21 protein-coding genes, 2 tRNA genes and 1 other RNA gene are annotated in these 18,594 nt (G+C 42.7%); 2 read left to right on the top strand and 22 right to left on the bottom strand.

Annotated elements, in window-relative coordinates; all coding sequences use genetic code 11:
- Positions 1 to 171: 171 nt before the first annotated feature.
- From rnpB to G3RUM_RS02295, 8 genes are all read right to left on the bottom strand, one after another.
- Positions 172 to 509, bottom strand: an RNA gene (rnpB, locus tag G3RUM_RS02330) — RNase P RNA component class A.
- Between the two features lie 26 nt (positions 510 to 535).
- Positions 536 to 1,384, bottom strand: a complete 849-nt coding sequence (locus G3RUM_RS02325) for a reverse transcriptase-like protein (protein WP_129735001.1) — start codon at positions 1,382 to 1,384, stop codon at positions 536 to 538.
- Positions 1,385 to 1,549: 165 nt separating this feature from the next.
- Complete coding sequence (locus G3RUM_RS02320; RefSeq protein ID WP_129734999.1) at positions 1,550 to 2,194, bottom strand: site-2 protease family protein; 645 nt, start codon at positions 2,192 to 2,194, stop codon at positions 1,550 to 1,552.
- Position 2,195: 1 nt separating this feature from the next.
- Positions 2,196 to 2,642 (bottom strand): hypothetical protein, encoded by a 447-nt coding sequence (locus G3RUM_RS02315; RefSeq protein WP_129734997.1) that lies wholly within the window; start codon positions 2,640 to 2,642, stop codon positions 2,196 to 2,198.
- An 8-nt stretch (positions 2,643 to 2,650) separates the two neighbouring features.
- Positions 2,651 to 3,256 (bottom strand): transcriptional regulator, encoded by a 606-nt coding sequence (locus G3RUM_RS02310; protein WP_129734995.1) that lies wholly within the window; start codon positions 3,254 to 3,256, stop codon positions 2,651 to 2,653.
- Positions 3,249 to 3,998, bottom strand: coding sequence for a tRNA (adenosine(37)-N6)-dimethylallyltransferase (locus G3RUM_RS02305; RefSeq protein WP_129734993.1), 750 nt, complete (start codon positions 3,996 to 3,998; stop codon positions 3,249 to 3,251). The genes G3RUM_RS02310 and G3RUM_RS02305 overlap by 8 nt, the downstream gene beginning before the upstream one ends.
- Positions 3,986 to 5,722 carry a threonine--tRNA ligase gene (thrS, locus tag G3RUM_RS02300; RefSeq protein WP_129734990.1) on the bottom strand — a complete coding sequence of 579 codons (1,737 nt, stop codon included), beginning with the start codon at positions 5,720 to 5,722 and terminating at the stop codon, positions 3,986 to 3,988. Before thrS ends, G3RUM_RS02305 begins: the two co-directional genes overlap by 13 nt.
- 80 nt (positions 5,723 to 5,802) lie before the next feature.
- On the bottom strand, positions 5,803 to 6,474 hold the full coding sequence (locus G3RUM_RS02295) for a hypothetical protein (RefSeq protein WP_129734988.1): 672 nt from the start codon (positions 6,472 to 6,474) through the stop codon (positions 5,803 to 5,805).
- A 168-nt stretch (positions 6,475 to 6,642) separates the two neighbouring features.
- Between G3RUM_RS02295 and G3RUM_RS02290 the strand changes: the two genes are divergently transcribed.
- Complete coding sequence (locus G3RUM_RS02290) at positions 6,643 to 7,239, top strand: formate/nitrite transporter family protein (protein ID WP_129734986.1); 597 nt, start codon at positions 6,643 to 6,645, stop codon at positions 7,237 to 7,239.
- Positions 7,240 to 7,364: 125 nt separating this feature from the next.
- On the opposite strand, the gene G3RUM_RS02285 is transcribed toward G3RUM_RS02290, so the two are convergent.
- The 7 genes from G3RUM_RS02285 to G3RUM_RS02255 all read right to left on the bottom strand — a co-directional run bounded on the left by G3RUM_RS02285 (position 7,365) and on the right by G3RUM_RS02255 (position 12,547).
- Positions 7,365 to 7,441 (bottom strand) — tRNA-Val (locus G3RUM_RS02285).
- Positions 7,442 to 7,482: 41 nt separating this feature from the next.
- Positions 7,483 to 8,076 (bottom strand): class IV adenylate cyclase, encoded by a 594-nt coding sequence (locus G3RUM_RS02280; RefSeq protein ID WP_129734984.1) that lies wholly within the window; start codon positions 8,074 to 8,076, stop codon positions 7,483 to 7,485.
- A 15-nt stretch (positions 8,077 to 8,091) separates the two neighbouring features.
- On the bottom strand, positions 8,092 to 9,114 hold the full coding sequence (locus G3RUM_RS02275) for a C45 family autoproteolytic acyltransferase/hydrolase (protein WP_129734982.1): 1,023 nt from the start codon (positions 9,112 to 9,114) through the stop codon (positions 8,092 to 8,094).
- Positions 9,115 to 9,176: 62 nt separating this feature from the next.
- Complete coding sequence (locus tag G3RUM_RS02270; RefSeq protein ID WP_129734980.1) at positions 9,177 to 9,962, bottom strand: helix-turn-helix domain-containing protein; 786 nt, start codon at positions 9,960 to 9,962, stop codon at positions 9,177 to 9,179.
- On the bottom strand, positions 9,962 to 11,587 hold the full coding sequence (locus G3RUM_RS02265; RefSeq protein WP_129734978.1) for a glycosyltransferase family 2 protein: 1,626 nt from the start codon (positions 11,585 to 11,587) through the stop codon (positions 9,962 to 9,964). Before G3RUM_RS02265 ends, G3RUM_RS02270 begins: the two co-directional genes overlap by 1 nt.
- A 2-nt stretch (positions 11,588 to 11,589) precedes the next feature.
- Entirely contained in the window at positions 11,590 to 11,955 is a 366-nt protein-coding gene (locus G3RUM_RS02260) for a hypothetical protein (protein WP_129734976.1), read from the bottom strand.
- Position 11,956: 1 nt separating this feature from the next.
- Positions 11,957 to 12,547 carry an HdeD family acid-resistance protein gene (locus G3RUM_RS02255; RefSeq protein ID WP_129734974.1) on the bottom strand — a complete coding sequence of 197 codons (591 nt, stop codon included), beginning with the start codon at positions 12,545 to 12,547 and terminating at the stop codon, positions 11,957 to 11,959.
- Positions 12,548 to 12,643: 96 nt separating this feature from the next.
- Between G3RUM_RS02255 and G3RUM_RS02250 the strand changes: the two genes are divergently transcribed.
- Positions 12,644 to 12,719: transfer RNA gene (locus tag G3RUM_RS02250), tRNA-Thr, on the top strand.
- A gap of 62 nt (positions 12,720 to 12,781) precedes the next feature.
- On the opposite strand, the gene G3RUM_RS02245 is transcribed toward G3RUM_RS02250, so the two are convergent.
- From G3RUM_RS02245 to rplU, 7 genes are read right to left on the bottom strand one after another with little or no spacing between them, the layout of a single operon-like run.
- Positions 12,782 to 13,411, bottom strand: coding sequence for an HD domain-containing protein (locus G3RUM_RS02245; RefSeq protein ID WP_129734972.1), 630 nt, complete (start codon positions 13,409 to 13,411; stop codon positions 12,782 to 12,784).
- Between the two features lie 3 nt (positions 13,412 to 13,414).
- Positions 13,415 to 14,473 (bottom strand): hypothetical protein, encoded by a 1,059-nt coding sequence (locus G3RUM_RS02240; RefSeq protein ID WP_129734970.1) that lies wholly within the window; start codon positions 14,471 to 14,473, stop codon positions 13,415 to 13,417.
- The gene (locus G3RUM_RS02235; RefSeq protein ID WP_129734968.1) at positions 14,470 to 15,063 is read right to left on the bottom strand and encodes a peptide deformylase; all 594 of its coding nucleotides are present in this window, start codon (positions 15,061 to 15,063) and stop codon (positions 14,470 to 14,472) included. The genes G3RUM_RS02240 and G3RUM_RS02235 overlap by 4 nt, the downstream gene beginning before the upstream one ends.
- A 16-nt stretch (positions 15,064 to 15,079) precedes the next feature.
- Positions 15,080 to 16,567 (bottom strand): RelA/SpoT family protein, encoded by a 1,488-nt coding sequence (locus G3RUM_RS02230; RefSeq protein ID WP_129734966.1) that lies wholly within the window; start codon positions 16,565 to 16,567, stop codon positions 15,080 to 15,082.
- Between the two features lie 45 nt (positions 16,568 to 16,612).
- Positions 16,613 to 17,458 (bottom strand): ParB/RepB/Spo0J family partition protein, encoded by an 846-nt coding sequence (locus G3RUM_RS02225; RefSeq protein WP_129734964.1) that lies wholly within the window; start codon positions 17,456 to 17,458, stop codon positions 16,613 to 16,615.
- A 2-nt stretch (positions 17,459 to 17,460) separates the two neighbouring features.
- Positions 17,461 to 18,237 (bottom strand): ParA family protein, encoded by a 777-nt coding sequence (locus G3RUM_RS02220; protein WP_129734962.1) that lies wholly within the window; start codon positions 18,235 to 18,237, stop codon positions 17,461 to 17,463.
- Between the two features lie 47 nt (positions 18,238 to 18,284).
- Complete coding sequence (rplU, locus tag G3RUM_RS02215) at positions 18,285 to 18,593, bottom strand: 50S ribosomal protein L21 (RefSeq protein WP_129734960.1); 309 nt, start codon at positions 18,591 to 18,593, stop codon at positions 18,285 to 18,287.
- Position 18,594: the final 1 nt, after the last annotated feature.

The raw sequence follows: 18,594 nt of genomic DNA, 5'->3' as shown, positions 1-18,594 counted from the left end.
GACAACCGTTCTCGGCTGTCTACACCAAATAATGAGCCTAAGCTATCATTTTTTCGAACGGTTGCCGTTCTCTGCTTAGGCAAGTTCGAAAAATATATTATTTGATGTAGACATTTACATTGTAGCATATTTTCAAAATATCAAAAAATCTCCCTTTCGGGAGAGATTTTGATATTGAGCCGTCTATAAGCCGGGTTCTGTAACCATATATAATATATGGTTGGCGACCATCTATCTTGACGTTACATTGCTATAACGTTCTAGCGGTGAGCGCACATCCTCGAGCGAAGGTGTATAGTGCTCCTTGCAACAGGTAGGGTTTGCCTCCGCACCGTATCGCTACAGCGCGCTGTGAGCTCTTACCTCACTCTTTTCACCCTTACCCCTAAAGGGGCGGTATTGTTTCTGTGGTACTTTCCCTATCCTTACGGACGGTCGCTGTTAGCGACTACCCTGCTCTGCGTTGCCCGGACTTTCCTCTTATGAAAAGCGGTCGCCTTTCAGGCTCCCCTATATTATAACATATAAACTAGGATTACTTCCGTAATGTTTCATCTATAGCGGCGTTAGCCTCAGAATCAGCAATCATATTTTTGCTACGAGGGACATGAGTGAATGACACTGCGTCGAAATTCTCTATTTTTTTCTGGATATCTTTATAGACGGGGATAATGTCCTGGTTTTTTATATGAAAGATGCCGTTTAGTTGATTTACCACCATCAGGCTATCTGAGATGAAGCGAACAGACTTGTATCCGAGTTCGATAGCGCGTTCAATGCCTTTTCTCATGGCGTAATACTCAGCCATGCGTGAAGTAGCAAAACCAATAAATTCGCCTCTGCGTTCTGTAATCTTGCCATTGTTATCATGGATGCAGTAACCAATACCGGAAGGACCAGGGTTGCCGCGAGAAGCACCGTCTACGCTAATGATGACGCTGTTTGCAGTATCGCGGGGTGAAATACGACCTGGAGTAACTTTACCCTCTTCAATTTCGAGCACTGACATGCTGGTTTCATTGAGACGAACACTAGAGGCAGTGAAATCTTTGACGAATTTATAGGCTGTGTAGCGATCTTGCGGTGTGGGCTTTACCGGGTTACTTATACCAAGCTCATAAATAATATACAGATTGCTGAGCTGGCTAGACCCTTCGGGAGCCAGAAAGGTAATTACATCTTTGAGCTTAATCTGTGAAGCATTTAAACCAGTATATTCCGTAAGCGAGCGAACCATGGCTTCTTCGGGCTGTTCGCCAAATTTAATTTTACCAGTGGGAAGCTCCCAAAAAACCGGGGCGTCACTACGGCCTCGGCTACGCTTGAAAACCAATACCCCTTCTTCGTTTTTAATCAAACCAACTACGCGAATTCTCTGTTTCATTCCCACCTCTTATCGTAAAAGCCTCACCAGCCTGTTTTCCCCGTAATATATACAAGGTGGGTAAAATCTTATGCGATACACCCACGGGTGTAAGCCACGAAATCCCTAAAACATGATTATTCAGGAAAATCATGTCGCCAGTAAGGCTAATTTAATTATACCATACTAGCGTCCTACTAGAAAGTAGAAGAAGTCCAGTACACCGTTCATGCCATTCACCATAAGGTGAGAAAAAATTTCACCAAAAAAGAAAATTAAGAAGTAGACGATGATAATACCGTAACGTTCCATAGAGGCCAGAACATTGCGAAAGGCGTCTGGAGCGATGGCGTAGAGTATGCGCGAGCCGTCTAGAGGCGGAATAGGGATAAGGTTAAAAATCATAAAGCCGAGGTTTACATAAATGAGTTCGGTAAAGACAAAACGCCAAATTGCACCGCCGCTACCAGCGAGCAGACCAGTAAAGTGGCCGATCAAAAAGAAGGTAAGGGCTAAGAGAAAGTTGGTGAATGGGCCCGCGAAAGCCACGAGTGCCATTCCCCATTCTTTACCTTTGAGATTACGATAATTCACCGGCACTGGTTTAGCTCCGCCAAAAACTGGCGCACCGAGTATATATAGTACAACCGGCACCAGAATAGACATATACGGGTCTATGTGTTTAATAGGATTAAAAGTGAGGCGACCGGCATCCTTAGCGGTATGGTCTCCTAACCAATAGGCTACAATTCCATGTGAGAGTTCATGCAGAACCACCGAAAAAAGTACAATAGCTAAGATGATGACAATATAGCCAAAATTAAGATTCATCTTAATTTAACACCACCACTTCTTTAGTAGCCGGAAGGCTATCCAGATTCTTGACTTTAAGTTTCTTCTCTGTACGAGCAGTAAGCTTAAGATCCGCTACCATGCCGTCCACGTTGCCCATAGCTATGATTAGTTTTGGTTCAATTTCGCGGATGGCCCGAACAGATGAAGTGCAGAGGATATCGGCTACGATGTCGTCTAGATTTTCTTCTATCCCGCCGATGATACCAGTATGAACACCGCCAACTTCTACGTCATAAATAGTCTTACCACTCTCGGTAGCAATACCGCGGATGGTAGCATCACCGATTTCGAATTCGCCTGAGCCAACAATGTTGCCGACGGGTAAATTTGCGTCAATGATGGCATCTGCAGTATTAAACTTAATGGTGGTCTTTTTGGTGATAATAGTGATCTCGTCTGGAGATTTGCTTTCAATTTCAAACATCCTTGCTCCTATTCTTTAATTATTTTTTCCGGGTCGATGATTTCGGTAATTTCCATTTCAAAGATTTCTGCGATGAATCGATCACGCACACTTTTGCGATAAGAAAAATCATCTGGAGACATGATTACATAATTGATGGGCTTTCCTTGTTTCTTTTCGATAACTTCAGCCCAGCGGGTAAGTTTTTTGGTTTTATCATTGCCGACAATTAAAAGGTCTATGCCGTCTTGGCCAGGTAGACGATTAGTAACAATGAGACCTTTTAGATAATTTTTGACTGGACGACAGTATTCTTCCCATGTAGTTTCTTTAACGTCCTTTTCGCGAGCTGTATCAATTTTTTTCGAAAAAATATCGATCATTGGACGATAAAACGGGTGTTTGCTGTTGGCCGAGTAATAAACTTTATTATCAAAAGTTTCATTTTTGATAATACCAATACTTTCAAGATTAAGTAGTTCTCTCCGGACCGAGTTAATCTGCTCGTCTATTACTCTAGTCATCTCGCGAACATAAAAACTTTTTTCAGGATTTTCGAAGAATAGCCTTAAGAGTTTGGCGCGAGTTTTGGACCCGAATAATTTTTCTGTTGGCGTGTTAGTTTCTTTACTCATTATGTATATATTTTAACACATATGGATAAACTTCTTCAAGCGCCAGCCAAATTATTTCTGGATTACGTTTAAACCACGTCATCTGACGTTTGGCTAAATGCCAATCTTCATAAAAACATTGTTCTTTGGCTTCTTCTAAAGTGAGCTTATCGTTCAAATATTTCCACGCGTATTCGTAAATATCACTTTTCATTGCTTGGTTGCCCCAACCATATTTCTTTACTAAGTCCTTGGTCTCTTGATAAAGCTCCGGCGAAAACATAGCATCAATACGCTGTCTTAATCTTTCCCTTAAAACTTCGGAAGGCCATTTAATTCCAATGACGAGAAAATCACCTTTTACCTCTGTTCTGTCTGAACAACTTTTTTGTTCAAAATCGCCGATCTTGGCGCCGGTAGGGCCCTTGAAGTGATAGTCGTAAATCAAGGCATCGATGTATAGCCCAGTACCACCGGCAACGATTGGAACTTTACCACGCGCTTTAATTTCGGCTATTTTGGTTTCAGCGTAAACCTTCCAATCAGCTACGGTAAATCTTTCACCAGGTTCTACTAGGTCTAACCCGTAATGTGGCACACCGTCCATTTCCTTTACGGTAGGTTTGGCGGTACCTATATCCATACCTTTATAGATAGCGCGGCTGTCAGCAGAGATAATTTCGCCACCGATGGTTTGAGCGATTTTGATAGAAACGCCGGTCTTACCGGACCCAGTGGGGCCCAGGATAACTATAGTTGACATAGAAATTCGGCGAGATTACTTAGCGCAACTTTTTCCTCTCTGTCACGCAAACGTACGGATACCACCTTTTCCTCAACGTCTTTTGGCCCAACAATTAGGACGGCTGGAATTTTCATACTAGTAGCGCGGCGGATTTTCTTTCCGAGTGAGTCAGCCGAATCGTCCACCGTGTAACGGATTTTATTGTGCGAAAGCGGACTATTTAACTCTACGCCGTTTAGGATATCAGTGATTTCTTTAACATAATCTGCAACCTGATCGTTTACGGTAAGGATGCGGACATTCTCGGGAGCGCACCACATTGGCAACCAGCCGGCAGTGTGTTCCAAATATACACTCATGAAGCGTTCAATAGAGCCAATCAGGGCGCAGTGTACCATAATTGGAGTCTTCTTGGCGCCATCGACGTCAGTATATTCCAAATGGAAGCGAGCCGGCATAGCATAATCTAGCTGCACGGTAGCTAGTTGCCATTCGCGCCCCAAAGCATCTACTGCCATGAAGTCCATTTTAGGGCCGTACATGGCGGCTTCGCCTTCACCGATAAAATAATCCATCTCAAACTTATCAGCCATCTCCTTGATGGCATTCTGAGCTTTCTCCCACATTTCTGGGGTACCAATATAGCCATCGCCATCATCGCGGAATGAAAGGCGAAGACGTAATTTCATATCAATCTTCTGATATAGATCTTTGGCCGCGGCGATTAGCTCGCCGAAAATATCGCCAATTTGATCCTCAGTACAAAAGACGTGCGAATCGTCTTGGGTGATAGCACGAACGCGTGAGAGGCCGCCAAGCTCGCCTTTGCGCTCGTCGCGATAAACCATAGTAGTTTCAAGGTATTTGATTGGTAAATCTTTATAGGAGCGTGGTGAGCTCGCGAAAATCTGTGAATGATGTGGACAAGAGACCGGTTTAATGGCTAGATTGTCACCACTTTCTTGAGAGACAAGCTGTAACATCTCTGGGAATTTCTCATAATGACCGGAAGTTTTATATAAGTCTACATTGGCAATATGCGGAATACAAACTTTTTTGTAGCCGTTCTTCAAACGATAACCCTGAGTAAAATCATTAAGTAAGTCACGCAAAATCGTGCCGCGTGGGGTAAATAATGGTAGTCCCGAGCCGACTAAATCAGAAAAACAGAACAAATCTAGCTCTTTGCCGAGTTTGCGATGGTCGCGGGCTTTGGCCTCTTCTTGTTTTTTGAGGTAATCCTGTAGTTCTTCTTCAGTAGGAAAAGCTACGCCGTAGATACGAGTGAGCATCTCCCTCTTTTCATCGCCTCGCCAGTAGGCCCCGGCAATACGAGTAAGTTTAAAGGCACCAAGTTCAGAGGTATCTTCAGCGTGCGGACCTTTACAGAGGTCAGTAAAGACATCGCCTAGGTCATAAAAAGAAATCTCTTCCCCGTCCGGTAGATCTTCAATTAACTCGATTTTATAAGTCTGGTTGCGCTCGTGTGCCCAGTTTAGGGCCTCGTCTTTAGAAACTACACGTTTAGTCATTGGTAGTTTACGAGCAATAATGCCGCGCATCTTTTTCTCTATTTTGGGTAAATCGGTGTCGGAAATTTTGGTATCGCCAAAATCAATATCGTAGTAAAAGCCATTTTCTATTGCTGGTCCGATACCAAATGTTGTAGTAGGATAAAGCTCCTGCACCGCGGCAGCAAGCACGTGGCTTAAAGTATGTCTCATTTTTTCTACATTTTCCATGCTTTATCCTTTCTTTAAATTACCAATATATTATAATTTATAGAGAGGAAAAAATCAACAACGGGGCTCTGGAGCCTGTGTTAGCTACGTTTCTTTTTCTTACCTATTCCTCCACGAATTCGGAGAATTTTGCATGCTTCTCGCAAGGTGTCGTCGAAGCTGTCGTAGATTTTGGCTTTATTGCCAAAATAATGCCGAAGGGTAGGTTTAATATCATTAAATTGAGAACAAGCAAGGATAATGTTCTTTGGTTGGTTCTTTTCTCCTAGCAGGAGAGTTTTGAGCGCCATAGAGATATCGTCATCGGTTAGCTCCCCGTCATCTATTTTGCCAGGCCAGGCATCTAGAGTTATAGTTTTAGTATGACATTTGAGGTGAAAAATATAGTTACGATAACTTATGGTCCTGGAGACGGCTTTGGTAGTCAGAATGAGTGTACTGCACTTGGACTGGCAATCTGGGATTTTTAGGGTTAAACCGAGGAATTTTTGGCCAGTATATTTGCGCTGAAAATATTTTAGACTCGTAATAGACAACAAATAATTGGCAAAAATGATCAGATCTACCCTCCCGATATAAGGGAGGACGGCCTTCTCCGCGGCCTGACGGGCAGTGCTGGGCTTAGCTAAAATCTTATCGGAGTTGCGCCAGTCTATCACCCTAATAATATCTACGATGGGGATATTCTCTTGCAAATAGTCCGCGAACAATTCCCCGCCGTAGCCACTATCAAAAACTACAATTTTTAGCATTAAAATAACGCTCCTTTCCTTCTGGGGTGATTTTATCATGGTTAGTGGGGGCGAATTTTGCGAAATTTGGTTTAATGCGACAAATGTCTCATTAACTAAAATTTTAAAATGTTTATGTTTTTATTTCTGTCTTATTTTTAGTATAATTGGGATAATTTGGAGGTAATTATGAAAAAATTCTGGCATTATTTTGATCTCGTACGATTATCGGCAGCTGCGAGCCTCCTAATCGGCCTGGGAGATTTCGTCTTATTAAAGATTGGCGAGCCAGTAGGGCCATTTCTGTTTGCCTTCGGGCTGCTAGGTGTATGCGTACTTGGGCTAAACCTCTTTACTGGCAAATGTGGGTTTTTGGTGGAAGACGGAATCAGGGTATCTGATTTGGCGACAATTTTGTTAGTTAATCTGGTATGCGGATATGCAATTGGGGTGATATTTAGCTTATTTGATGCAACGATTGTGGGGGTGGCTGAGGCAAAAGTAGCGAGTTGGGGCGTGAGTTTAGAGTTCTTCTTAAAATCCGTGATGTGTGGAGTGATTATGTATCTTGCGGTAGAGTTGTACAGACGTGGGACAAGTTTAGGGATTTTACTAGGGGTGCCCTTGTTTATTTTTTGCGGGTTTCAACACTCGATCGCCAATGTAATTACAATGGGCGTAGCAGTAGATTTTAGTTGGACAATTTTATTATGTGCGGCGGGCAATTTCGTAGGGGCGATTGCAGCGTGGGGGTGGTGCAGGAAAAATACTGAACAAAAAAAATAAACCCTAGCGGGCTTATGGTGGGTGATGAGGGGCGGAGGAACCTCGCTTCGCTCGGTGCGAACCCTGGGCTCGAGCCATATTTATCAGGGATTAAATAAAGAGCCTGCGGCCCTTTCTTTAATCCCTGGTGGGTGATGAGGGGCTCGAACCCCCGACCTTCTCGGTGTAAACGAGACGCTCTAGCCAACTGAGCTAATCACCCGTATTGCATATTATATCATAGAATTGAGTTTTTCGGAAGTATTATTTCTTTTTGTCGGCTAGCCAATCTGGCAGGGGGACAAATTCGATATGATCCCAATGATCCAGACCAGCATTGATATCTTCTTCTTTGACATCATAATAGAGTTCATAGATATGCCCCACGCTGCAGTAGAGAGCATTCTCCATGTTGAAGCCCAATTTCTGAGAAACGGCCGTCATGTTTTCTACAGAGGTGCCTTCGACCTCGACATAAGTGGGGATCCATGGCCAAGTGTCGATACAAACTTCAGCACCGTCCAGTTCCCAGGTTTCACGCATAGATTCCTCGTAGGATTTTTCATGAAGGCCAAGAACTCGTAAAAGTTCTACTGCGTCTTCATAGTCGTTGACTATGAGATTAATTTCTTTGACGCCAGTAGCACTATCGTTATCAAATTCTTTGTACGTTACTACAATCTTGTCGCCCTCGTCACGAACACGCGCAAAACAATGCTTTGGGTTGTGCGGTAAATGAAAAACCGTACGGACCATTTTGCGCTCAGGAACAATAAGCCTAGCGCCGAGGGATCGTAATTTTTCGCGGATTTTATTCTTGTCGATGCCACAAAAGACAGCCTCAATCTCAAGCTTCATATTAATATGATATCATTAAAAACCAAATTTCTCTTGTTCTTGGCCCATAGCAGTGTCGTAGTATAGGTTGTAACGGCCAGAAGAAAGCTCTAACGCTAGAGACCAGATAGTCTCTTCATTGTATACATAATGTGAACGTCGGAGGATAGGCCAAATGTCAGTAAACTGGAATTCAGTATTATTGTTAATCCCTTTAAGCTGGCAAGTGATTAACTGCTCGGCTTCGGCGTAGCGCACATAAGTGTCATGGACAGGGTTATCTTGACGAACTTTATCAAGTTTTTGGATTTTAGGAGTCAGGGCGTGGTTGGTAAGAATTAAAACTCCGCGCTGATCAGGACGAACGACTTCAAAACCATGAGCATAATGCTGGACTATAGTCATGTCGCCAGTCTTGTCGGCGATCAGGAAATTCTGTGCACAGTTGACCGGAATTTTACGAAACGCCGTTAATGCTTCTTTTGTGGTGCGGCAATGTTCGGCGATATATCGCAAAATATGTAGCGAATCCACCCCGTAAGCCCATCTATCTATATGAGAGAAGGTTAAGCCAATATAGAGACCGTGCTGGTTGATGGCGTCTTCGGTGGCATATTCCCAGGTTTTGTGTCCAAGATGACCAGGCCAAGTACTCTGATCACTAAAGGCGAAGTAGCGATATTTCCCTGCTAAATTAACATCGCATTTTTCAAAAATCATCCGGACACGCGGCATCCAGTCATAATTGCGACCGATAAAAACTTGCCTACCTTGACGAACGGCAAAAATAGTACAGCCCTTTTTGGCAGCTAATCGACGTTTCCTAGCTTCTAGGTGGGTGGCAATTTCATTATAAATAACTTGTTTTTCTGGCAATCTAGTAACGTGAGCAATTCCCTTAGCCTGTTCTAGCATTTCTGGGTAATATTTTTGATAGACTTTGAGCTGGCGGCGCATAATATTGTCATTCATATCCACGGCGAAATCGTGATTGTTCTCGATAAGCTGGCGACCAATATACTCGCCAAATTCGTAGTAGGTACCAGTGAATTTTAACATGACCTATTTATAACATGTTGTTATCTAGAATTTTGATATTTGGCGTGCGATATATGTCAAAATTATCGGATAGAAAAATACAAATCTACGCCATTTGAGTGATAAAGTTCAAAGTTGAGGCCTTTTCCGACCATAAAGTTAGTGGCCGGCAGCCATTGTTTATAGACTCTTTCTTCTAACTTTAAGATTGCCTTCTGCTGACGAGAATTGAGGTGAAAAACAGCATATCTGCCCCCTGCCAGGCGAAACTCCATAAGACCAACATCCTTATGCTTGGTGCCGGCAAAATAGCAATGGGACTTGTCGGTGTAGTAAACGCCGTATCGGCCAATCTTATCCCAATTTTGATATTGACCCTTGGCACGAAGTTGATTATATAGACACCGGATTTTATATAATAAGCCATCGTAGTCATCACTGACAACCATAGCTCCGTAGAGTGTGGTAGTTGGGATATTTATGATTTCTGCTTCTAAACCACTATCTGGGTGGGTATCACCCTGGAACAAGAGCTTAGGAAAAATTGTGATGCGTTTACGGCTTTTGCGAGCCTGAAGTGGAGTGAGGCTAAACTCTTTCTTGAAAGCACGCGAGAAAGTGGCAGTGGAGTTATAGCCATACTTGAGAGCGACATCAATAATTCTGAGTCTAGTATTTCTAAGATCTTCATAAGCCTTGGAAAGACGTCGCTTGCGGATATAGTCATACATTGACATATGAGTCAAAAATATAAAAATGCGTGGTAAGGTGTCTTGGCTGACGCCGGCGATCCTGGCAAGATGATGCAGCGAGATTTGCCTGTCTAGGTTACGTTCAATATAATTGATAACTTTATTTAGTTTATCCATTATTTCTTGATGACTTTGCGAGTGACGTCGAACTTTTCCATATATTTACCAAGCATCAAACGAGTTTGAGCATAGTAGGCAGCAACAGATTGGTAGAGGATAGATGTGATCGGCATTAAAATCCACTGGATTATCATTAGAATGTTTCGCCCTTTACGATAGCGAGCGGGACGTTTAGGTAGCATACGGAAAGAAACCAAAACTGTAATAAGTAGACCGATAGAAGCAACCGTCTCAATGACGCTAACTATGTTAGGAAGGTTGTAAGCCACCATAGTATGAGATGAAAGATTCATAATCATGGGGACCCAACCGCCGAAAGTAATAAGTGGCGCCATAATGGCAAGTGTGATGTGGCCGTCTAACAGACGCCAAAATTTGGGAAATAGTTGCCAAAACGGCATGATGCGTTGGCCACTTTTAACAAATAGCCTCGAGCCGACGTAAGCTACATCTGATGCACCATAATACCAACGTCTAACTTGTATAAACTGCGCTTTGACTGTTTTCCAAAAGGTATCGTCCATAACGGCATCTTGATAAATAGGTATACGAATTGGTAACACTGAGTAGTCGCCTGAAAAGAAGAAAAGGCTGCGCCAGTATTGATGGCCGTCTTCTACGATAGTGCGCTTGCTCCAGAAATCCATGGCTTCTAGAGCTTGTAAAGGCTGTGAATGAGAAGCGAAGTTGCGTAAAGTGTGGGGACGCATAGTAGAAATAACATTAAAAAACGAATTGGAGACGGCGATGACACGGGTGGGAGCGGGAGCGTCCCAAATATTGTTCATAAACAGCGAAACTGGCTGGTAGCTGAGGCGTTGACGGTTGGGGTGGGTGATAAATTCGTAGGCAACGGAATCTAGGTATTTAGACGCCATATGGTTATCGCTATCCAGGGATGTAACGATAATGTTTTCTACTGGCAAATGTTTTTCTTCAACGTATCTAGCAACAGCTTTGCCAGCATAGGTAAGATTGGGCCCCTTACCAACTACCTCGCCAGAAAGATTAGCTGGATGTTTGACTAAAAGAAAATCGCGGAAAACGCCCTTATATTGAGCTTTGAGATGCTTGGCAGTTTGTTCTATCGCTTCCCCACCTCGCTCTTCATAAGCGAGAGCAAAGATAATGCGATCATTGGGAAAGGTGGTGTTTTGCACTGCCTCGATAGATGGGCCTAAGACATCTTCGCCTTCATTATAGGCAGTCATGATTACTACATGATAAATTTTGTCTGGGTTAGGGTATTCCTTCCCCATTGCTGCCATCATCTTGAGATTTTCGATATGCTCATCAAAGTGGTAGCTTTTATTGTCATCATCGCGCAGGCGCTCAAAAGCCTCGTGAGGATGAGACAAATCTTCTACTCGTTTGTGCCAATCAACTCGCCCGGCACGCTTAATAACTTCGTAGCCTTGAACCGTGCGGTAAGCCACGCCTACAGCTTTCACTAAAGTACTAGCGATGAGGGCAAACAAATAAACTGCGCCCAGCACCGGATCAATTAAAGACAAAATGAACAACAGGATTATGGCACCATATGAGATTGCCCCGGGAAGAATCTCAAGGAAACGATATAATTTAGTGCGTTTACCCTGGGGGATTTCTAGATTTCTACGCATTACTAGCTTTCTCCGAGAAGGCGAATTAGTACCAAAAACGTCCCAGCAATGAGGGCAGCAGTTATGATAAGAAAGAACTTAGTCATACCACTACCACGCTTATGAAAGATACGAAGTGCCAGTAAATTATGTAAGATGCCAAAAATTGCTGCAAGTAGTGGGAAAGCCAGCATATCCGTCCAAGACCCGTCACGATACCCACCGATGTCGCCGTAGCCAACTTTTACCACGGCGCTGTTGGGGTTAAGATTGATAAGAGAAAAAATTAATAGAGCAATAGAGATTAAGAGGTTAAGGATCATCAAAATTAAAACGCCACGTTCGGTTTGGTAGATCTTAATAATGTCTTCTTTGAAGGTAAGTCTCATATTACTTGGTAAGCTTTTCTATAACGGTATTAATCTGCTGGATAAATATGATGTCGCCAACAATACCGACGATGCCAGTCAAGATCATCATCCAGCCGATAAGTTGCACGACAGCACCGGTGTTGAAAGTAACAAAAATTCCCAAAGCTAGCATCACTAGGGCGATAATCAAAATATAACTCCAAACTTTAACTCCGGTAGCGTGGAGTTTAATGGAAGTATTAACACGTACTAAAGATTCGTAAATCATCCAGATGCCGATAATAATACGGAAAATATTGGCGATGTCTTCACCGATTACGATAGCAGCGATACCAATCAGTAACGCCACTACGCCCGTAAGTAGGCCATTGTTGAAGAAGTCATTTTGTCCTTTAACCACAAAATAATTGATAATTTGATAAATACCGCTAACGATAAAGACGGCACCGAGAACATTAGCCACAACTACCACAGTGATATCTGGCCAAGCGACGAACAAAATACCGAGGAACATAATTATTAGAGATTCAATAGCAGCCGACCACGCAGATTTTTTAAGGTCCCAGCCGAGCCTTTCTACAGGACGTTTAATAATTTCCACCTTAGACATAATTTTCTCCTTAGTTATTCTGATTATATCATAAATGTGGTATAATTTAGCAAGTGCTGGCTGTCAGAGTTTAGCTGATGTAGTTTAGCACTGGGTGCCGATGTAGCTCAGTTGGTAGAGCAGCTCATTCGTAACGAGCAGGTCACAGGTTCGATCCCTGCCATCGGCTCCATAAAAATTGCCAGACCTTTAGGTCTGGTGATTTTTATGGATTTAATGGCGGGGACGAGCTTTTTATTGAATAACTTTATGCTTGACGGCGTATTCACTAATTTCAAGGAAATTTTGATCGTAGCCGACAAGCTTACGGTCATAAATTGCGAAAGCTTCAGGCCATGGATAATTCTTAATAAGTTCTTGGACTTCTGCATTGCTCGTAACTTCGTTATCTGGTAAATCTTGGAGATTGACACATCTCTCTTCATCGTATATTTTAACTTGCAACTCGGCTTCTAGTTTGTCACACTGGTAGGCGAATTTAGATTCTGCCGTTTCGTGAGCGTCAAACTCGAGGAAATATTTTTCAATATCGTTATGCTTGATGAGCCCAGCAAGAACCTTATGGACGGCTTCGTGTTCAAGGCGTTCTTTCTCTTCATGTGGAATACTAAAAGGCGTAAAGTCGCCAATAGCAGTCTCACCGATTTCATGAATAGCAAGCATAAAAATGACTTTCGTGATGTCAATGTCATAGCCATACTCTGAATATATGGCTAGCGCGAGCATTTGGGTACCATAGACATGTTCGGCGACAGATTCAAGACGCGGTCTTTGAACGTTCCATTTTTTCCAGCCAGTACGGATGGTGTCTTTTAGCTTATTGCAAATTGCGTAATAAGTTAGAATATTTTGCTGTTTGCTCATGGTCTATATTATAACATTGTCTAGATACACATACTGGCTCATATCGTAAGAGAGGTTTTCGTCAATCATTTGCTTGGCAAGTTGACAAGCTTCGGACATCCTGGCTCCCCGGCAAAGCGGGTCAACATAGCGGATTTTGGCCGGGTGACGGATATAATACGTATTTTTTGGTTGAGTGTTTGAAGCTTTTATAGATCTAGCATTACGCCATTCATCAAACGCATCACTATATTTGGATTGTTTAATAATGTCTGTAATTTCGCTTTCCTTTAATTTGTATAGGTCTGTTTTACTGATGCATCCGGCAACGTTTAGTTTCTTCAGGATATCCGCCAGAAATTGCAGAGAATACCGCGTGCGATTTTCATGAAAAATGGTCGATAGCATACAAACATTCCGAATAAAATCTCGTGCAATTTTTTTGGTCTTGAATCCAAGCTCTAGCACGCCTTGTTTATCTTTTTCAATTTCAATATCTCGATAAAATATCTTGGCCTGGTCAAAATCGATAGTTCGATAGGTGAAGATGCCATGGGCTAAGAAATATTCTAGGCGGTCTGCACTTAGCTTGGGCGTGTCGTTGTCGGCAATAGGATAAAGATGATAATTATCTACTTCGGAGATTTTGATCTTGTCACGAGAAAGTAAGGCAGTAATTTCTAGCGAATTCTCAATAATTTGGGTAGTGAGATCTTCGGTACTTTCTTGCGTCATATAGTCTCCATTCATAAAGTCTATGCAATGCTTAAAAGTAGGTGTAGCGATATCGTGAAATAGGCCAGCTAGAGTCTGCTTTTTATCGTGAGTAAAATGCCAAACAATCAGTGCCACGCCAACAGAATGATCTAGATTGGAGTAGAAAAAATCTGATTCAAAAAGGTTAGAATAGATAGTGCCACAAGTGGTGCTAATATATTGCTGATGCAGCATTTCTGGAGTATTGATATATTCAGAAAGCCAAGTCGGAAAGTTTGGCTCTAAAACATTAAAAAATTCTTGGATTTTGGAGTGTGGTATGTAATTGGTAATACCAGGGCTGGGGAGATTGGCTATGTTCTTCATACCTTGTAGATCCGTGGCGTCGGCTCCTTATAATCACAAGTTTTAGAAATTACCACGTACGGATGGTCTTTCCGAAAAATTTTGCGTTCTTCTTTGTCCATTCGCAAAATTTCTTCTGCTATATCTATATGTAACACACCGTCTAAGTGGTCTATCTCGTGCGCCACTACTGTAGATTCAAAGCCTGTCAGGGTTTTGAGATGTTTATTACCTCTTTGATCGTAGTACTCAATTTTCATCTGGTACGGCCGACAAACTAGGCCTGTGTAGTCTAGGCAACTCACGCAAGCTTCCCAAAACTTAGCAGCTCCTTTCCGAGAGATAATTTTGGGATTTATCAGAATTTTTGCTTCGTTATAAGATTTATCTTTATCATAAAGGGCCAACGTTGTGTTCTTTAGATAAATAATTCTTTTAGGAACACCGACTTGCACAGCAGCTAAAGCCAAGCAATTATTGCTGTCTTTACAAAATTGTCTGAGCAAATTAATGTCGCCTGCGAGATTTGGATCTTCAAATAAAACTGGTTTGGAAATTTGACGTAAATATGCTTCGTCATGTTTGATAGTTTTTTGAATAACTTTATTCATGTTTTTGCATCTATAGTTATTTCTTGCGAGGCTTGCGGGATTTTTTGGGTTCTGCTGGGCTGGCAGAGCGGTTGAGGCGATGGAGGAGTTTTTGGCGAGCGTGGGCAGTGATAATACGGTCTAGCCAAGAAGTATTCGGCTTCTGGTTCTTAGAGGTAAGAATCTCGACAATGTCGCCCTGTTCTAATTTTTTGTTCAGATTGCTCATCTTCCCATTGATTTTGACGCCCACCACGTGGTCGCCAATTTCGGAATGCAAGCGGTAGGCAAAATCTAGTGGCAAAGCGCCGGCGGGCAAATCTATAATATCGCCCTTGGGAGTATAGACAAAGATTTTGTCGGCGAAGAGATTGAGTTTGAGTTTTTTCAAGTCTACTTTTTTGCCCTCACGAAGCTTGGCGGCGGTCATTTGGAGCTCGGTAATCCAGAGAAGGTTGGTTGGCAAATGTTCGATCTTCCCTTTTTTGTAGTTTTCGGTAAGTTTTTGCTCATTATAGTAGAAGCTAGCAGCCAAACCGCGTTCAGCATATTCATGCATTTCACGAGTGCGAATCTGGAACTCTACCACATGTTTATCCTTAGTGATAACTGTAGTGTGGAGAGATTGGTAGCCGTTTTGCTTGGGCATAGCGATATAATCTTTGATACGGCCACCCATCGGTTTGTAAAGAGAGTGAATTACGCCTAAGGTGAGGTAGCAATCGGTAATATCTTCAACGATGACACGCAAAGCGGTAAGATCGTAAATCTCGTTGATGTTTTGGTTGTGCTTAGCGAGTTTTTTGTGAAGGGAGTAAACAGACTTCACACGGCCGGAGAGTTCAAACTTGATTTTTTCTTTTTTTAGAGCAGTAGTGATTTCGGATTCAATTTTTTGGAGTGATTTCTCGGCAGATTTATTGTGTTTGGCGATGAGGGTTTTGAGCTCATTAAAGCGCTTCGGGTCCACGTACTTGAAGGAAAGGTCGGCTAACTCTACCCGGAGTTGGCCCATATTGAGTCGGTCTGCTAGGGGTGCAAAAATTTCGAGAGTTTCTTTAGCGATTTTCTTTTGTTTATCTGGCGGGAGAGCAGAAAGGGTGCGAATGTTATGTAGACGATCTGCCAGCTTAATGATAAGAACGCGGATATCGTCGCCTAAGGCGATCATCAAGCGGAGAAAATTGTCTTTTGTGGCGGGAAGATAGGTATCAATATCGCGCATACCGGTGCGAGCGTTAGAGAGTTTAGTAACACCATCTACCAAAAAGGCCACGGATTCTCCGAATTCTTTACGGATATCATCTAGAGTAAGACTAGTATCCTCTACGGTATCATGCAAGACGCCAGCGATGAGAGTGTCCTCGTCCATCCCCCATTCCTCTAGGATTTTCTTTACGGCCAATGGGTGAATAATATATGGCTCGCCGGTTTTGCGGAACTGACCTTCGTGAGCCTGCTTAGCTACATCTATAGCATGATTTATGCGTTCAGAAGATTTCTTCGTGTCAGTAGCAGGCTTCATATTTTCATTATAACATCTCTAATGAAAATATAATGCCAAGTAGGGTTATTTGGATAAATTTTTAATTAGTGATTTAAGATCTTCCTCAGTTCTACAACGAAAGGTAAGGCTACGGCCAGAGATACGGGCTACAGCGTTATATTTGGCACTAAGCGCGTCTTCTTCTTTGTGATAAGCATCACGCTTAACCAGGTTTGCAGAAGATTTTTTCTTGTTATCAGCAAAATAGCGTTCTGCTTTGCGAGCAGTCCAGCCTTCCTTGATGATTTTGGGTAAGACTTTTTTGATAGTTTTCTCGTCAGCGGAAACGAGAGGCCGCATCACTCCTTCGGACAGCTTTTCTTTAACCATGATTTTCTTAACGTCATCGGGGAGATTAAGTAAGCGCATAGTGTTTTGAATAGAGGCCTCACTCTTCCCCACTTTGGCAGCAATGTCCTTAGAGGACAAGTTAAACTGAGTTTTAAGTTTGGCATAAGCAGTAGCCAGCTCAATAGCATTAAGATCTTCACGCTGGGCGTTCTCTATGATGGAGAGTTCGAGGCGATTCTGACTGTCTAGTGTGCGGATAATCGCGGGAATTTTGTCTAGGCCGGCAATTTTAGATGCGCGCCAACGACGTTCACCAGCGACGATTTTGTACTTACCGTCTTCTTTGGTGACGACAATAGGCTGCAACACGCCGTGTTCTTTGATGGAGGCAGCGAGAGCTTCGATAGCTTCTTTACTAAATTCATGGCGTGGCTGATTTTCATCACGGATAATGTCGGAAATTTTGAGCTCTTTTAGTTCGCTGTCTTTCTTATCTTCTGCAGCAGTAATATCGAATTCTTCGTCAATCAATTCAGTAGGAATTAGACTTTCAAAACCTCTACCTAAACCTTTTGCCATATTTATTTTGTCCTTTCTAATACTTCCTTGGTAAATTCTTTATAAGCTTTAGCTCCCTTACTGAATTTGTCATAAGCTCCTACTGGTACACCATGAGACGGAGCTTCGGCTACACGGACATTACGTGGGATGGTAGTTTTAAAGGTTAGGTCTTTGAAGTATTTTTTGATCTCTTCAAAAACTTGAGCAGAAAGGCTAGTGCGTTTGTCATACATAGTAGCAAGTACACCGAGAAGCTTAAGACTAGGATTGGCCTGCTTCATGACAAGCTTCATGCTTTCTAGAAGTTGAGCTACGCCTTCTAGGGCATAAAATTCGGTTTGGACTGGAAGTAAGAGATAATTTGAAGCGATCATGCCGTTGACAGTAAGGAGAGAAAGAGAAGGAGGAAGATCAATGATAACGTAATCGTAGTCATTCGTTACAGTGCGTAAGCAGTCACGCAAACGAACAAATTTTTTCTGCATGCCAGTAATCTCTACCTCGGCATTAGCGAGCTCTGGAGTGGCAGGAGCTAGATCGAAATTCTTATATTTGGTAGGATGAATAGCTTGCGCTAGTGGGGCAGCGCCAAGAATTACGTCCGTCATGGTAGTGCCCAGAGCATTCTTGTCGGTTTTTTCAACGCCAAGTCCAGAGGTGGCATTGCCCTGAGGATCAAAATCTACAAGTAGGACTTTTTTCTTGTCTTTGGCTAGATAATATGCAAGATTTACCGCAGTAGTAGTTTTGCCCACACCGCCTTTTTGGTTAGTCACACATATTACCTTCGCACTCATAATGCTTATATTATAACATAAAATAAGCCCCGGAGGGCTTATTTTGTTTAACCGATCTTGGTAATTTCAATTTCGGAGTATTTCTGGCGGTGGCCAGTTTCTTTGTGGACGCGTTTTTTAGCTTTGTAGCGAATAACGCGAACTTTGTCACCTTTTAGCTCGGGCGTGACTACTTTTGCTGAAACCTTCACGCCTTTTACTGTCGGAGTGCCAACCGTGGTCTTATCACCGTCAATAAGAAGCAAAGCGTCAGTTTCGAGCTCTTTGGTGCCTTCCGGGAGGAGGTCCACCCGTAGGGTCTCTTTTTCCTCGACGAGATATTGCTTCCCACCTACGAGGATAACTGCTTTCTTCATA

Origin of the sequence: Candidatus Nanosyncoccus alces, assembly GCF_004138395.1 — a bacterium.
In the GTDB taxonomy this organism is placed as follows: Bacteria; Patescibacteriota; Saccharimonadia; order Saccharimonadales; family Saccharimonadaceae; genus Nanosyncoccus; species Nanosyncoccus alces.
The sequence above is the reverse complement of the archived record's forward strand: the minus strand, read 5'-3'. Positions and strand labels throughout refer to the sequence as shown.

Excerpts from the sequence above, each read along its gene's own strand:
- G3RUM_RS02265 (WP_129734978.1), bottom strand. The coding sequence starts at position 11,587 with ATGCGTAGAAATCTAGAAATCCCCCAGGGTAAACGCACTAAATTATAT.
- thrS (WP_129734990.1), bottom strand. The coding sequence starts at position 5,722 with ATGGAAAATGTAGAAAAAATGAGACATACTTTAAGCCACGTGCTTGCT.
- G3RUM_RS02295 (WP_129734988.1), bottom strand. The coding sequence starts at position 6,474 with ATGCTAAAAATTGTAGTTTTTGATAGTGGCTACGGCGGGGAATTGTTC.
- G3RUM_RS02310 (WP_129734995.1), bottom strand. The coding sequence starts at position 3,256 with ATGAGTAAAGAAACTAACACGCCAACAGAAAAATTATTCGGGTCCAAA.
- G3RUM_RS02260 (WP_129734976.1), bottom strand. The coding sequence starts at position 11,955 with ATGAGACTTACCTTCAAAGAAGACATTATTAAGATCTACCAAACCGAA.
- G3RUM_RS02235 (WP_129734968.1), bottom strand. The coding sequence starts at position 15,063 with ATGAATAAAGTTATTCAAAAAACTATCAAACATGACGAAGCATATTTA.
- G3RUM_RS02280 (WP_129734984.1), bottom strand. The coding sequence starts at position 8,076 with ATGAAGCTTGAGATTGAGGCTGTCTTTTGTGGCATCGACAAGAATAAA.
- G3RUM_RS02240 (WP_129734970.1), bottom strand. The coding sequence starts at position 14,473 with ATGAAGAACATAGCCAATCTCCCCAGCCCTGGTATTACCAATTACATA.
- G3RUM_RS02315 (WP_129734997.1), bottom strand. The coding sequence starts at position 2,642 with ATGTTTGAAATTGAAAGCAAATCTCCAGACGAGATCACTATTATCACC.
- G3RUM_RS02325 (WP_129735001.1), bottom strand. The coding sequence starts at position 1,384 with ATGAAACAGAGAATTCGCGTAGTTGGTTTGATTAAAAACGAAGAAGGG.
- G3RUM_RS02270 (WP_129734980.1), bottom strand. The coding sequence starts at position 9,962 with ATGGATAAACTAAATAAAGTTATCAATTATATTGAACGTAACCTAGAC.
- G3RUM_RS02255 (WP_129734974.1), bottom strand. The coding sequence starts at position 12,547 with ATGTCTAAGGTGGAAATTATTAAACGTCCTGTAGAAAGGCTCGGCTGG.
- G3RUM_RS02245 (WP_129734972.1), bottom strand. The coding sequence starts at position 13,411 with ATGAGCAAACAGCAAAATATTCTAACTTATTACGCAATTTGCAATAAG.
- G3RUM_RS02290 (WP_129734986.1), top strand. The coding sequence starts at position 6,643 with ATGAAAAAATTCTGGCATTATTTTGATCTCGTACGATTATCGGCAGCT.
- G3RUM_RS02275 (WP_129734982.1), bottom strand. The coding sequence starts at position 9,114 with ATGTTAAAATTCACTGGTACCTACTACGAATTTGGCGAGTATATTGGT.
- G3RUM_RS02225 (WP_129734964.1), bottom strand. The coding sequence starts at position 17,458 with ATGGCAAAAGGTTTAGGTAGAGGTTTTGAAAGTCTAATTCCTACTGAA.
- G3RUM_RS02230 (WP_129734966.1), bottom strand. The coding sequence starts at position 16,567 with ATGAAGCCTGCTACTGACACGAAGAAATCTTCTGAACGCATAAATCAT.
- G3RUM_RS02220 (WP_129734962.1), bottom strand. The coding sequence starts at position 18,237 with ATGAGTGCGAAGGTAATATGTGTGACTAACCAAAAAGGCGGTGTGGGC.
- G3RUM_RS02320 (WP_129734999.1), bottom strand. The coding sequence starts at position 2,194 with ATGAATCTTAATTTTGGCTATATTGTCATCATCTTAGCTATTGTACTT.
- rplU (WP_129734960.1), bottom strand. The coding sequence starts at position 18,593 with ATGAAGAAAGCAGTTATCCTCGTAGGTGGGAAGCAATATCTCGTCGAG.
- G3RUM_RS02305 (WP_129734993.1), bottom strand. The coding sequence starts at position 3,998 with ATGTCAACTATAGTTATCCTGGGCCCCACTGGGTCCGGTAAGACCGGC.